Origin of the sequence: Cytobacillus oceanisediminis, assembly GCF_004366035.1 — a bacterium.
In the GTDB taxonomy this organism is placed as follows: Bacteria; Bacillota; Bacilli; order Bacillales; family Cytobacillaceae; genus Cytobacillus; species Cytobacillus oceanisediminis_C.
In genome coordinates this window covers 1-14,422 of sequence record NZ_SOEE01000032.1, presented here as the reverse complement: position 1 = coordinate 14,422, position 14,422 = coordinate 1, and the positions used below count along the sequence as shown (strand labels likewise).

General features: G+C 32.2%; 13 protein-coding genes and 2 pseudogenes. 6 read left to right on the top strand and 9 right to left on the bottom strand.

Going from position 1 to position 14,422, the window contains the following annotated elements; translation table 11 throughout:
• The 4 genes and pseudogenes from DFO72_RS30845 to DFO72_RS28525 all read left to right on the top strand — a co-directional run.
• Positions 1–177: pseudogene (locus DFO72_RS30845) on the top strand (IS110 family transposase); the annotation flags it as partial.
• Positions 178–691: 514 nt separating this feature from the next.
• Complete coding sequence (locus DFO72_RS28540) at positions 692–1,135, top strand: DUF4871 domain-containing protein (protein ID WP_113885758.1); 444 nt, start codon at positions 692–694, stop codon at positions 1,133–1,135.
• A 462-nt stretch (positions 1,136–1,597) separates the two neighbouring features.
• The gene (locus tag DFO72_RS28530; protein WP_113885757.1) at positions 1,598–1,942 is read left to right on the top strand and encodes a hypothetical protein; all 345 of its coding nucleotides are present in this window, start codon (positions 1,598–1,600) and stop codon (positions 1,940–1,942) included.
• Between the two features lie 47 nt (positions 1,943–1,989).
• Positions 1,990–2,562 carry a histidine phosphatase family protein gene (locus tag DFO72_RS28525; protein WP_113885759.1) on the top strand — a complete coding sequence of 191 codons (573 nt, stop codon included), beginning with the start codon at positions 1,990–1,992 and terminating at the stop codon, positions 2,560–2,562.
• Positions 2,563–3,196: 634 nt separating this feature from the next.
• Here DFO72_RS28525 and hepT read toward each other — a convergent pair.
• The 7 genes and pseudogenes from hepT to DFO72_RS28490 form a co-directional block, all read right to left on the bottom strand.
• Positions 3,197–3,601: a type VII toxin-antitoxin system HepT family RNase toxin gene (gene hepT, locus DFO72_RS28520; protein ID WP_113885756.1), complete on the bottom strand. Its 405-nt coding sequence runs from the start codon at positions 3,599–3,601 to the stop codon at positions 3,197–3,199.
• A gap of 235 nt (positions 3,602–3,836) precedes the next feature.
• Positions 3,837–4,865: a type II toxin-antitoxin system antitoxin DNA ADP-ribosyl glycohydrolase DarG gene (gene darG, locus DFO72_RS28515; RefSeq protein ID WP_113885755.1), complete on the bottom strand. Its 1,029-nt coding sequence runs from the start codon at positions 4,863–4,865 to the stop codon at positions 3,837–3,839.
• Between the two features lie 15 nt (positions 4,866–4,880).
• Complete coding sequence (gene darT / locus DFO72_RS28510; protein WP_432207050.1) at positions 4,881–5,378, bottom strand: type II toxin-antitoxin system toxin DNA ADP-ribosyl transferase DarT; 498 nt, start codon at positions 5,376–5,378, stop codon at positions 4,881–4,883.
• Between the two features lie 310 nt (positions 5,379–5,688).
• Positions 5,689–7,665 carry a hypothetical protein gene (locus DFO72_RS28505; protein ID WP_113885754.1) on the bottom strand — a complete coding sequence of 659 codons (1,977 nt, stop codon included), beginning with the start codon at positions 7,663–7,665 and terminating at the stop codon, positions 5,689–5,691.
• 4 nt (positions 7,666–7,669) lie between these two features.
• Entirely contained in the window at positions 7,670–8,146 is a 477-nt protein-coding gene (locus DFO72_RS28500) for a Panacea domain-containing protein (RefSeq protein ID WP_113885753.1), read from the bottom strand.
• A 630-nt stretch (positions 8,147–8,776) separates the two neighbouring features.
• Positions 8,777–9,067 (bottom strand): annotated as a pseudogene (locus tag DFO72_RS28495) (C40 family peptidase); the annotation flags it as partial.
• Complete coding sequence (locus tag DFO72_RS28490) at positions 9,036–9,506, bottom strand: hypothetical protein (RefSeq protein WP_113885752.1); 471 nt, start codon at positions 9,504–9,506, stop codon at positions 9,036–9,038. The pseudogene DFO72_RS28495 and the gene DFO72_RS28490, both read right to left, overlap by 32 nt.
• Before the next feature lie 458 nt (positions 9,507–9,964).
• On the opposite strand from DFO72_RS28490, the gene DFO72_RS28485 reads away from it, so the two are divergent.
• The gene (locus tag DFO72_RS28485) at positions 9,965–10,525 is read left to right on the top strand and encodes a hypothetical protein (RefSeq protein WP_113885751.1); all 561 of its coding nucleotides are present in this window, start codon (positions 9,965–9,967) and stop codon (positions 10,523–10,525) included.
• An 87-nt stretch (positions 10,526–10,612) separates the two neighbouring features.
• Here the strand turns inward: DFO72_RS28485 and DFO72_RS28480 are convergent, their stop codons facing one another.
• Positions 10,613–11,569 carry a helix-turn-helix domain-containing protein gene (locus DFO72_RS28480; RefSeq protein WP_113885750.1) on the bottom strand — a complete coding sequence of 319 codons (957 nt, stop codon included), beginning with the start codon at positions 11,567–11,569 and terminating at the stop codon, positions 10,613–10,615.
• A gap of 814 nt (positions 11,570–12,383) precedes the next feature.
• Positions 12,384–12,686 (bottom strand): hypothetical protein, encoded by a 303-nt coding sequence (locus tag DFO72_RS28475; RefSeq protein ID WP_113885749.1) that lies wholly within the window; start codon positions 12,684–12,686, stop codon positions 12,384–12,386.
• A 455-nt stretch (positions 12,687–13,141) separates the two neighbouring features.
• Between DFO72_RS28475 and DFO72_RS28470 the strand changes: the two genes are divergently transcribed.
• Positions 13,142–14,308 carry a tyrosine-type recombinase/integrase gene (locus DFO72_RS28470; protein ID WP_113885748.1) on the top strand — a complete coding sequence of 389 codons (1,167 nt, stop codon included), beginning with the start codon at positions 13,142–13,144 and terminating at the stop codon, positions 14,306–14,308.
• Positions 14,309–14,422 lie beyond the last annotated feature (114 nt).

Below are 14,422 nucleotides of genomic sequence, written 5' to 3'. Positions count from 1 at the left end.
AGGCCCTGCATGCTTACTTTACCCAACGGCCAGACAACCAGCTAAAGAAGATGCAGTCCCTTATCGCCTTGTGTAATAAATTGATTCGTATTTTCGCAATTTGAATTTAGTGAAGAAAAGATGTTAAAAGATATCCCTCACTTGGCAGGATCAAAGAAGGCAGAACTGGCCGCTTAATTCTGTTTTCGTTTAGATTACAAATAGTTCTTGGCTTATAGTTTTGGAGACATTTGAAGCATGGATTAGTCGGCAAAGCAACTAAATTACGGGCATGGACCTTGTGGGGCAGCATGGCCGACATCCACCTCATGGAAAGGTTGGACGAAGGAATTTGAGAGCGAAGACTCTGTGAGGCATGGGAGGGTTGACCTCCATGAGAAATGTGGACATCTACCAGTGCGGTCATATTCTTCCTACTCCACCAATTTCTGTAATTGGTTGGTTAGAGGGTTGTAGCTCATTTTTCTCGGTGTGTCCAAATATATCCTTTTCAGTGACTATCCTCCAACTGAAACCCATTTACCAGCAGGTAAATAGCTATGAAAATCTAAGAAATCAGGAGTAATCGGGTGTTTACGCTTCTTTTATTGAGGGAGTTTAGTAAAAGAAAAGCTATCTTTTATTTGTAATAATTAGAATATTATGAAACTAAATGGTGTGTTATTCGTCTAAAAAACAATAGGAGGTCATTATGAAAAAGATTGTATTAGGTTTGTTTTTAATGACAATGTTAGTAGGTTGTTCAGAAGGAACGAAAGAAGTTACTGAAGAAAAATGGGAGGACAACAGCCCCACTTTCTCAACTGAACACGGCGAAATGTTTGGGAAAGAAGGTAGTATTGGTATAATCGGTATAAAGACCGTTACAGAAAATGGACAAAAGTGGATGTGGCATTTTTGGGGCGATGAGGATATATCAGGGAAACAATGGGAAGTAAAAGCGTTTAAACAAGGGATGGAAGAAAAAATTAATCCTATTACTTTTAAGGATAATACTTTAACTCCACGTGGTAAGAAAATTAATGGACACGCCAGGTCAAGTGTAAAATTTCCATCATCAGGTTTATGGAAGTTACAGGTTTATATTGATGGAGAATTTTTTGATGAAATTATTGTAGATATAAATCAAGAGTAAATATCTTATTAAAGTAAAGGGTGCTTTTATTTAATAAGGAATGTCTTCAAAATTGAGACATTCCTTTGGCGTTTCTAGAGTACAACCTACTCTCAAAGGGACAATTTACTCATTATGATATTATGCCAGGGCTGTGTTCCTTATAGAGTTAGTTGTCATGAAAAAAGAGGATATTAATTGACCGGAACGCATAATAACCAATCCCAAAAGGGAAACTCAAAATGAAAGAGGTAACAGATTTTGTTTGTTCCCTTTCATTCCACATTTATTTAGTATTGGTGACGTTGATATAAAAAATGTAGAAACATTAACTTGGAACCAACTTGAATAAGTCAAAAGGGTGGAGTTGTCATTTTAGGCAGCTTTTCTTTTTGTGCAGAATGAGTAGTTTATTTAAATAATAGAAACCAATTTATATGGTATAATTTAGGTGGATTTTATTGGAAAATAAGGAGTGTTTCTATGGATGAAGTATTTTCAATATATAGAAAAGCTATGAAGAAGGATTTATTTTTGCTTATAGCAATTTTTGTTGTTAGTCTCCTTACTGTGTTTTTATGGTTAGGTTTTCCTCTTTTTTTCTTTATTAATACTCTCCCTTTAGCTACACCTATTTTATTTCCGTTCTTTTCTGCCTTGTTATTTTCGTTGGGACTGGTTTATACAAATATAAATGTAGCAAAAGAGCTACATCAAATTAAAAGTCATCGAAGCGTTTTCCAATGGACAATTTATTTTCAACTATGGATTGTTGGAATTGCTTTTGTTCTTATTTTTGTAGGCTATATTATTTTATTTTATATCTAAACTTAACTTCAGCTTATTAAAATAACAGGGAAGAGTAGGTGAGTATGATTACCGAGATATGCTTGGTAAGACACGGTGAAACGGATTGGAATATGTTTGGTAAACTTCAAGGAAGAACTGATATACCTTTAAATAGTAATGGAATTAATCAAGCGAGGGAATGCGGAAAGTTTTTAGCTTCAGCTAATTGGGATTTAATAGTTACAAGTCCTTTGCAGAGAGCGAAACAAACAGCAGAAATAATCAGCAGCTTAATTAATATACCGATCTATGAAATGGCTGATTTTTTAGAGAGAGACTATGGTGATGCAGAAGGAATGACAGTAAAAGAAAGAGCTGCTGCATTTCCAGATAAAAACTACCCAAACCAAGAGAACAGAAATTCCTTAAATAAACGGGTTATGATTGGATTAGAGAATATCATTCAAAGTTACAAATGTAGAAGAGTTATACTTGTGGCTCACGGAGCTGTGATCAATGCTATATTGGCGCAGTTATCAAATGGGAAAGTTGGCTCCGGTAAAACAAGGTTAAAAAATGCGTGTATAAGTAATATTAACTTTTCGCAAGACACCTGGAATATTGGGGATTTTAATCAAGTTACTCACCTCTCAGAATAAAATGAGAAAGGAATGATTTCGCAATATTAACGTAATTTTTATTTGAGAGAAGTGCTAGTCTGTGCACTAAAATGTTAATTAAGAATAATTAGCTTTAGATTGTGAAGGCTTGCACTTAAACTATAGGGTGCTTTTATTTAATATGGGAACAAAATATTTATAGTTAGAAAAAGGAATGTCTTCAAAATTGAGACATTCCTTTGGCGTTTCTAGAGTACAACCTACTCTCAAAGGGAACAACTTACTCATTATGACATTATGCCAGGGCTGTGTGCCTTATAGAGATAGTTGACATGAAAAAAGGGGATATTAATTGAACGCATGATAACGATCCCAAAAGGGAAACGTAGAAAAGAGCAAATTGTGCTATTTACACGATAGTGTGGAGAACATCAGAGAAGCCTGCTAGATGTCCAAATTTCAACCTACATTTGCTGCCTATTTAGCACGGAAAGGTATGCCATTATTTCGAATAGGACAAAATGGCCCGAACCAAACACAGCTGTATGCTCGTTTATATCATGAAGAAAGAAAAAAACTGTATGATCAATGGTTGTAAAATAACGGAATAAATGTTCGTATAATACAATTATTACGAATAGTAGTTTACATAATTATATTATTTTAAACTTGATCAATGCATTAAAATGGTTTTTGTGAATAAAAAAAAGTCTACCAAACAATTTTTAAGCATTTTTGTTATTTCTTTTAAATTTACTTCTTCATAATTTAGGATTATATTATCTCGAAATTGGACTATGGCTTTCATTTTTTCCGAGAGCGAATGGGGGATCACATCTCCAGCTTCTAATAAAGAAAAGGCATCCTCATCTTTTTGCGGGAGGCCTAACCCACTAACAGACACAACGTGTTTGGCCAATTTAATACTCGCTTCGCACGCCCTTTGAAGATTCAGAATCACGGAGTCTTGTTTAGTACGATCATTCAAATTACTTGGATTGTCGTTATATTCTTGGTGTATACGTTTAATACAACGTTCTATGATGCTGATTTTGTTTAAAATGATATCATCCTTCACTTAAATTCCTTCTTTCAACAAATCAATGGAGAATTGTTTCCGTCCTCATGGTTGTGTGTGAAAGTCACTTAAATACTTTCATGACTTTGTTCTATAAAAAGCATTGTTTATATTTTGTATGTCTTAATAATGGCCGATAACCAAGACAACACCAATCCCTTCTACCTATAAATTAAGAAAGAGGGGACTGATGTCTCTCATGTTAATATGTTTCCACAGTTTATAAAAAAGGAACTCAAATTGAAGACTTAAGATGATTAATTGTTTTTAAAATATGTGATTCTTTGAAGATCAATTTTTTTCTTTCATTCCATTGTTGGACAAATTCAACTATTTTTGAGGGCTGATTTAATGGAATGTGCCCATGCTTATTTGCCCAGTGTACAGAAGATATTAGTTCCATCCCATAAGGCGTTTCAAAGCCTGAAATTAACTCTTTAACTTTCTGTAACCTCTTAATTGATTCTTCATCATTCTCAATAAACTTTCTTGCTAATGTCGGTGCATCAGCTGATAAGCTTATTTGAGAGTGCCTATTCCTATCGCCATAACCTCTAATAAAGTGGCCATCTAATCTTATTAAGACATGGTTAAGGTTTTCTGCATATGGTCCATAAGTGTATTTTACATAATTTAATTTTAATGGCTCGCCTACCTCTTGCAAGAGGTAGGCTAGTTTTTGAATTTCTAACAACGACAATTTATAACCTGGAACCGTATATTGTTCCATTAAGAGAATTAATAAAGCTCTGGCTTTAGTCATTTTTGGTTTATTGGTCCGAATGGGTATCTTTTCAGGCTCTGGTGATCCAGTTGGTTCATAGATGTAAATATCTACGTCATGTAGATCCTCCAAAGAACTAGTAATTAGAGGTTTAACCTCGCTCCATTCTAATCCACCATTCCCACAGCCTAAAGGTGGTAAAGATACAGATTTTATATTTAGATTAATTAGATCCTCTCTAAATGCTTTTAACCCATCTTTAATATCCTGCATTTTCGACATTGATTTCCAATGACGTTTAGTGGGAAAATTAATTATATACTTAGGGTTACTGAGGGAATGATTTTCATAAATAAACATCTTCCCTGGTGAAACCATACCTTTGTTACAAGCTTTTTTGTACTCTTTGAAGTTGTCGGGAAAAGCCTGTTTGAATTGAAGAGCAATCCCTTTGCCCATGACTCCTACAGTATTAACCGTATTTACCAAAGCCTCAGTATCTGCGCTTAGTAAGTTACCTTTAACAAAATGTAAGACCATTATTTTCTCACCACCTCAATAGTACCAATTTGATTTTAATTTTACCGGAATATCTAATGAAAATTCTTTGAGTAATAATTCAACTTTTTCCTTGTAGTCATCATTATAAACACCTATGCCAATAAAACATTCGAATGGAACAAAATTATAAACAAGAAATTCAGCCATTCTTCTCCGGCGTCTGTCATTATCCTGTTCTGTATCCATCCAGTAAGTGGCTTTCATAATATCCCAATCAACTTTGTCAAGATCCTTTAAATCATTGAAATAATCGGTAAAAGCCATTATTCCATGACCATCAGTAAAACAAAAGGGAAGAGATTTCTTTTTAATAATCACAGGTTTTGAAACTAGATAAATAATGGGTTTTTGGCCGTCAGCATAGCCGTCAACATTACCCTTTGTTATACTGTAAAGCATTGGTGACCTGGGAGCAAAATAAAAAGGGACGTAATCATGGAGATTTCCATAAGGCTCTATTGGAACGAGATAAGCAGCTCTTCGATCCTGAATACTACTATGTGCAATATTTATGTAGCTTTCTTCGTTATAAAAAAGTTTAATCCCTTTGATTGAAGTATATTTTTTAAGTTATTGAAGTGTGTCATATGTAAAATAAGGTTATTTTCCATAAGAATCCCCAAAAATAGATTTTGAATATTTATATCTCATATAATTCTTCATTATATTATACAAAACATATGTTTCATTGTCTATTTAACTATTCGCAAAATAAGTATTATACGAATTGTATTAGTTGCTATTTCCCCTTCCAAATAGAATAGCCCCCAAAAGTAATTTGGGAGCAACTTTAGTTTAATGTTTAATTGACTTTAACTGCAGGTTGAATAATTGATTCTATTAATTTTTGAGTTTTATCATCAGATAAAGATATCATTCCATATGATTTTGATGCTGCGTCTATTTTTTCTAACATATATCCAAGATCATTTTTATTTTCTAAAAAGACAATTTTAACCAGGTCATGAAGGTCATTTTTATGAACATTTCCATACCTATAAATGAATTGAAAAGCTAGCAGCAAGACCATTTTTTGAACACAGTGAATTTTAGAATAGCTATTAAAAGAATAATGATAATAATCCAAATTGAAAATTAAGTTTTCTCTTTCAATGATAATTTGAATAAAATCCTTAATCTCTTGCAAATAATTTTTCATTGTAATGTGACTCACGCTTACCTTAATTATATAACCGGAACAACCGTACTTATTTAGCTCAATACTCTTGTAAAGCGCATGTAATATTGTTCTAATTATACTTGATACAATAAGTTGACGGTATTTCCCATTAGGTTCTTGAGAATTTTTTTTCGAACTATTTGATAAAGAAACATACATGTCAAAAATTCTATTTCCCTTTCTTAATTTTTTTGAAATAGCTTTTTGAATATCCCTTGGTTTTTTTACATGGCTATAAAACAAATCAAGTAGTAATCTTGTTGATTCCGTCAAAAATCTAATATTATCTATTTCAACTGCTCGTACTAATAACGCCTCTATTAACGATATTTCTTTGTTAACAAACGATGTATAAAAGATTTCTTGGTGTTCAGAATCAACACTCTCAGCCAAATTTAGTGCTTCAAAGAATTCAGTGGAACTAGTAATTTGATTTAGAAGATAAGAATATTCCACTGATTTTTCATCTGAAAACTCCTTAATCATTTCAAAAAGTGCATCGTGATAGCATTCTGCTAAACTTTGGTAGTAATTATTAACAAGTACAAAAGATTCGTCATCTAAGTTATTTATATTAAATTTGAAAACTTTTATAGGGTTTAATGAAGATAATTCGATATATGCTAATTTTTGTATTTCGGAAATATGATTTTTAGATGCCTCTCTTATGAGCAATTTATAACCATAAAGAATAGATTTATATACTTCAATTAATTTTTCTTGATAATTGATACTTTTTTTTAATTCCTCTTGATTTGTTTCTTCTATTGAAAAGGTCTCTTTTAAAGCTTTTAACACTCTTAAGTGAAGGATATCGTCATCTGTAATTTTAAAAAGTTTTATTAGATTTTCTAATGAGGAAATATCGATAAACGTCAGATAAAAATCCTTAGTTAACGCAAAAAGCTTTTTTACATCATCTTGGACATTCGATAGATTTTTTTTGGATATTGCAGAGATAACAAGCTGAAAATTTGATTCTAACATATAATTGTAAGATTCAAACAAATTATTATAACTAATATTATGGTTTTTTATTTTTTCATTTCTAAAATAATATTTCAATCTCTTATGCAATTTCACATTTTTATTAAACGTAGTTTTTATAGAATAATGAATATCCATATGGACAAACAAAAAGTAAGTGTATAAAAACAACGCAAAAATCGCGCTCATTGTGAAGAGAATCGACATCTGATAGTGGTGGTATGGTTGTCCGATCAGTGGCGCATCTTCTATTCTAGGAAATTCGGTAGCGGTAGTAATTGAAAAAAATAGAGCAAGAATTTCCAAACAAATTGTACATAAAAACCAATATATAATATTAGAAGTTTTAATATTGGAATATGAAACTTCTTTTTTCTCTTTATAAACAAATGTAAAAATAGTTATGGTTGCAGGAATCATAAATATTAAAAATCTTATAGCGTAATTTATCATAAGGTCTTTGGGATAAAAAAAATAAATGTCTAATGACAAATTAACTGAATCAGTATTGAACATATATAATGAAAGGCCAAAAATAAAAAAGGGGGCGGATAATATCCCCCATCGTAATAAAAATATCTCCAAGATATAGTAATGTCTATTCGGATTCAAGCTATCACCTGCTTAATGCTAGTAACTCTTGCGGTAAATTTTTCTTGAAATATTTTAATATTGATTCCCTTGAAATTTCTTTATCTTGACTAAAATACCAGGCGTTTAACCAAGGTGTTTCACTGTGTGTCATATCAACTAAAGTACCAGCACTTATTTCGCCTAACCTACTCCATACTTGACCGATTATTTTCATTTGTTCTTCTTCTAAGGTTATTTCCGGCCAATCAACAGTACATTTAATATCTAAATCCCCATATATCTTAAATTTATGGTAAACTTCTCTAACAACTGGACCGTATTTCCAAGCTTCAATGGGTTCATCAAATAATGGATTACCTTTTAAAGCTAAGTTGTATCCTTGTGAATAATAAAGTAACTTCTGCAGCTTTAAGTTTGAAATTTCTAATCCTCTTGGATCATGTTCTTTTAAAAAGAGTAGGAAATTTGCAACATCTATTGCCTTAGCAATCCCCGACATTGTGAATCCCCCTTTCCGCTTATATATAAATATTCGACAAATAGCCTTAACTATCCTTTATTTATCCACTTATTGCATAATAAAAATAAAATAAACATTAACAGTATTACATTATTTTATCTAATTAGCAATAGCTAATAATAAATGCAATAATGATTGGACACCAAGCTTTTTTAATATCTACCTCAATTGCACTAAATTTTTGGTGGCGTCAACCAAACATTTGACGAATTTTCTTAAAAAATAATTATTTGTTAATTCACCTGGTATTAACGCAAGTAACACTCATCAATATAAAAACATTGCAGTATAAATAATGAGTAAAGCATAATTTTAGGATATAAACTTGAGTAATCTATGGGTTTATTTAAGTCATCATAAAAATAGACGTTTCCAACCTTTAATTACTGCCTATATGATAATATAAATCATTAAGATTTTTGTATTTGCTTTATATAGGTGAAATTCCTAGCTGGTGAAAGTCCGTAGGGAAGCGTGTTCTCCCCTAGCCTATGCTTACGAAAGGAGTGCGGGTTCGAATCCCGTCAGAGACATCTCTTCATTTATCAACTAAAAAACAGGTGAAGCTTTTAAATGCTCTCCCGCTTTCTAACAACTATTTATACAAAATTATTTTTTGACGTAATCAATGCGTTTTACCCTATGATTAAAATTTTCTTTCCAGTAGCCATCATTCATATTTGCAATCGCTACCCCAGTAGAACTTTGAGCCCCTATAAAGTTCCCATCGCCTAAATATATACCCACGTGGCCATCCTTTTTGTATGTGTCAAAGAATACGAGATCACCCGGCTGCATATCCTCTACCTTAATGGTAGTACCTAAGTGTTTCAGTGTTTCAGTCCTGACCGATGTTAACTCCCCTAATTTAACACCGACCTGAGAAAATGCCCAATGGACATTTATCTTTAGGATCAAAATTCTCTCTTTTACTTTTAATATCCTTTTCTATTGCTTCACATGCTATTGCAAAAATGAGTAAATCATTATTTAACTGAAGAACTAACGAAGATAATTTATTAAAATGTTCCTGCATTTCTTCAATCTTTTCAAGCTTATTAGTAAGATAGAAATGATGCATTTCTCTACGGGTAGAATTTTCATTTTCGATCTTAATAGCTTTTATTTGCAATTCATGTTGTTTTTTCATTTGCAATTGAGCAACGAAATACACTACACTTGCACCAACAATTGCACCTAGATAACTCCCCCAAAACATTATCCATGTATCAACTTCACCCCTTGCAAAACTAAAAAAGTTTATTTCTAATAACTTGGCTATAAATATTGGTGCCATTAATAATATAACGACTGCAATTATTACCAATTTAAACTTCATTGTAATCTCCTCAAATAATATTTAGGTTTCTAAAACATAAAAAAAACGCCACCGAAAGGCGATAACTCGAGCCCTTTCTTCCTCCAAGTGATCCGCTGCTTATTCAATTGCATATACTCGATGTTCCAACCTCTCCTATTGTTTATGCAATACTCGTTCTAATATCTAGGCTTCTTAGTTCCATTTGACTTTTTCCTAAGCTCCCCTTTTGCATCGCAACTTATATTCGGGATTTTGGAAACAATCAATTCTTCCTAGGTGCAGGCCGGCCATATATATATTGTTGAAGGCGAGCTACTTCTTTCTTCATCCCATGGTAATTCCTTATTACTGCTTCGATTTAATCAATAATGCTGGAAGCTGCAGGGTGTACGCAGTTTGAAATTACTTGTAAGATGAAACAATTTTTACTTTATCTCCGTATAGTATAAGAACTAATTTCTTATAGGGGGGATTTTATGCAGTATATAAATTACGGGATTGCAACGTTCTCTACAATTTTTGCGATCATTATTTCTTTAAATGCATTGAGTATAAAATCTGGGGTAGCTAGAATATTTTTTACCGATGAACAAAAATTAAAGGTTAAATATTTCAATATGTTGGTATTTTCTACTATTATTTCTTTTGGTGTTTTCTTCTTTTCATTAGCCATGATTGTTAGAACGAGTAGCAATCAAGAATTGACAAATTCCGCTATGGTAACTGCTCTTTTCAACACTATAGGGATTTTTATTCTACTTTTATTTTCCTTATCAATAATTATTAAATGGGTAGAAAACTTTGCTATCAAACATCACATTAAATTTAAAACAACGCTTAATAACAAGGAGATTTACATACTCAAAATGTTAGATAAAGAAACCTGTATTTGTTCTTCTAATCCAAATACCCTGTATGATGATAGTGATGATGAATATTTATTGGTTCCTATTCAAGACATTATGGGAAAGCACCTTATCAAAGAAATGATTTTAAAGCCTCATCGAAGTAATTGGTCCAAGTTTTTTGATTTGTAAATTAATGCCCTTGAAATTTTCAAGGGCTTATATTTTTTCAAACTTTGTTAAATTCCTTTATAGTAAAATTATGTTCCGAGGTTAAATTCACATTTCATATTTATTTTTTAAAATTGAGACTACTAACTCCTCTATTGTTTTTTTTGATTCAGCAGAATCTTCCTTAATTTTTTTCTTTAGTTTAGAAGGGATAGCGATTGCTAGTACTTCCAAGTCACTGTCAATATACACACCTTCTAATCTCTTTGAAATATCTCCTTCAACTATAGATTTTTCAAGTAAAGAAAATATGTTACCTGGTATATACTCTTTAATTAAAATGGGTTTTACTTCAACTGTGATCTTGTTATCTTTTTCTAAAAAAACCTTTAAGTTTTTTGGACCTAGTTTAGAGTAAAAGAGCCCCATTGTTCTATAGAATTCTTTGGATTCTGTAAATTCGAATTTAGCAAAGCCTTTCTGTGTTTTATACCCTATATCCGAAATCTTTTTAACCGGTTTATAACCTGCATTTTCTATTTCTTCGTACGGGATTTGCTCTCCATTTTGGCTTTGAAGATAAGGCTGCAACTCTTCGTTTAGTAAAAGAAAATTACTGTCTTTACCTTCCGGAGAAAGAAACTCCTGGTACCAGGCATAGTTTTTATTTTTATCGTAAAAATCTTTCCCTTCATTCCTTTTCTGTTCCTCATAAAAAGATTTAAATCGCTCAAGTTCTTCTGGGGCAATGAAATAAAATTCTCTTCCTTTATATAACTTTTTCTCGGCAGCAAGTAATCCTTGTTGAATGTATTGAAAAATAGTTGCTGTATGAAGGCCAAGTAATTTGCTAGCTTCTCCAGTAGTAATTCCCGGCTTTCCCTTTTTCTTTTTTAATTCCTCAACATCTTCTTTGTAGAATAATTTAGTGTTATCAATGTGCCAGTTGTCTTCATAAACCGGCTTTAATTCCCCTTGCTTTACATATTTATGAATAGTTGATGGCTTAACCTTAAGTATCTCTGAAGCTTCATTTGTTGTTATCATTTCTCTTTCTTTATCCATGAATTTCACCTTACTTTTTAATGTGTCTAAAAAAAAACCAGCAATGTTGCTGGTTATCAATTCAATTCGTTCTATCTAAGATAATCATACTATAATACAATTTTTTATATAAGTTTAAGTGGATATTATTTCCTAATCACTTTTAAAGATGTTTTATTTCTTATATAGGTTTCTAACTCTTTAATATCTTTATTATCACATCCACATACGATGCCAATCCAATATCGAGATCCAATTACTGTAATATACCCTCCATCGTCCACAATAGAATTACAAAATTGACAAGTAAATACGATATTCAAAGGTTTCCCACCTGCCTTTAGAAAAGTGTGAGCTGCTCAAATGAAATTTTCTGAACTTACCTCGGTAGCTATTGAAAAGGTAAAAAGAGAATGATTTTACCTTGTTTCTTCTATTATATAAGTAACTTCTTTGAACTCCTTGAACCAATACAGCGGAAAGCATCCCTTACATTTAGTTAGTTCAATATCTTCATAGAAATAAGCATGTGAATTCTGAGGCAATAGATAATAGTGAGAAAGCAGGATATTACTATACCCTGCTCTTCTCCAAAACAATTTAGCTTTATAAATCTTACCCTGTTCAAGATCTATATTCGTGCGTAGGGGCTCGGAAGCGTAGTCCTCTTCTTCAATGATATGAAACCAAGCACAGTCGAAACATCCAAAATGTGCATTGGGGTTATTAAATCTGGATACTTAATAATGATTTAGTCCATTAGGAAATAAAACGTATGTATATTCTTTATTTAAGGAACACAACTTATCACTGCCCATATACTTGCCTTTAAGCATTATATATCCGCGTTTTTTAGCAAGCCTTTCTTCTTGCTCTCCTTAATAAATTCCTCAATGTATGCGTTTACTTCCTTGTTTTTGGGATTTTCGAGAAATGCTTTATTTAGGGACTTTTTTAAAATTATGTTATCGTCTCCCCAAACTAATTCAATCTCTGCGGTTGATTTCCTTTTTGTTGAAAGCCTCCGTACCTCTATTCTGAGACCTGCTTTAATTTCTGAAAGGTAGTAAGTTGTTATTTTTATATTAACTTTCCCCTCTCGCACCCGTTTATCAGTGTATTCAAAAACTTCTTTCATAAGTGTCCTTCCTTTACTATCCGAAAGTCCTCTGATGTATTACTTCACTTCCATTAATTTCAACCAAAATTGCTGGAAGATGGAATGTTAATGTTTTTCTCATTCTAATCAGCCCTTCTTAAAATTTTTTAGTGTGTTAGGGAAGCTCCAATAAAAACCTTAGCCTTGGTTAATGGAAAACCTTTCCTTGAAACGAATATATCAGACTAAACATATATAATCTAGTTATTTATTAAATCAATATTAAGTTTATTAGTAAAATGAAAATAATATAATTACATTTAATATAGACAAATAACTCATTTTTCTTTTAATCTACACTATAATAAATGTAGTAAAATAAATTAATGTTTCATTAAATAAAAATTTATTTATAATAGAATTTAAATAAAGTTAATTATTTCTTATAAATTTAGTAATAAATTTATTACATCTAAAAGGAGGTTAAAAATAATATGAAACCAAATAAATTAGTTCTTACGAAACATACTAATAAGACATTGAATCTTGATTTAATAAATAAAGCTCAAACAATTTCTTCTTTGGTTACTTACCTTTTAGATGATTCCTTACATAAGAAATTAAGTGATATTATAGATAAAGACGGTGAAGCAAACTTTTCACTCTTTAACGATATCGAAATGATTTATTATTACGCGCACCAAAAAAGGGATTTAAATGAGAAGAAAAACCGAACAGAAAATACAAAGCGGGAATATCTAAGGGATCTTCTTTTGTTCTATCAGCAGCTGCTGGAACAAGCAGAATTGGTAGAAGTCGAAATTAGAGATGTGCAAGAGTATCGGTTGTTGAAGACTCTAACATCACGGAATATGAGGAAATACCAGGAGTGGTTGAAGGAAGCTCCGCTTGGGAAAGCTGGTAAGCAATATTCTGTAGCTACCTTAAGCCGAAAAACAGTGGTAATTAGAGGGTTCTTAAAGTTCCTGTACGAAAATCAATACATTAAGGTGCCGCTTCATCAAAAAATGTTAAGCAGCAATGTTCGATCCTTTGATAGACCAAATAAAGAGATGAGTTCTGTGGAGGTAATTAGCTTGGTCAATTACTTCAGAACTCATCCCATCCTTTACGGATTGATATCAGTATTGGCCACAACTGGGCTCCGTATACAGGAGCTCTGTAATGCAAAAGTTAACGATCTTGCTTACTTAGATGGAGAATACTGGCTTACAGTTATGGGAAAGGGACAAAAGGAGCGGCAGGTATTAATTCATCCAAACGTTTTAAAGGCCATAGAGGGATTTCGTAAAAGAAGAAGGCTAGATTTTAAACTCGATCCTTCCGATAGCTCTCCTTTGTTTACTACTTCTAAGGGAAAGGCCTATGGATATAAATATCTGTCGAATTATTTAATCACAAAAATAAACAAAGCTGATTTGGACTTTATTAAAATGCGGAAGAATCCTATAACGCCTCATAGCTTCAGACATGGTTTTGCTCTTATTAGTGCTGATCAGGGTGCGGATTTATTGACCATAAAAGAAAGTCTTGGTCATTCTGATATCAAGACTACTCAGATTTACTTACAAAGAAAAATGCTACGCAAGAATAATGCTGCTCATTCTTGGAAGGACTCAGATATCATTAATAAGATTTAAATAAAAGACCACATAAACATGAACTATACCCCAGATAGTGGACACTGATAAAAAAGTGCCCCTTTCTGGGGTTTTTTGTGTTTCAATAGTTTTAATGAATAGGGCGGAGGATTT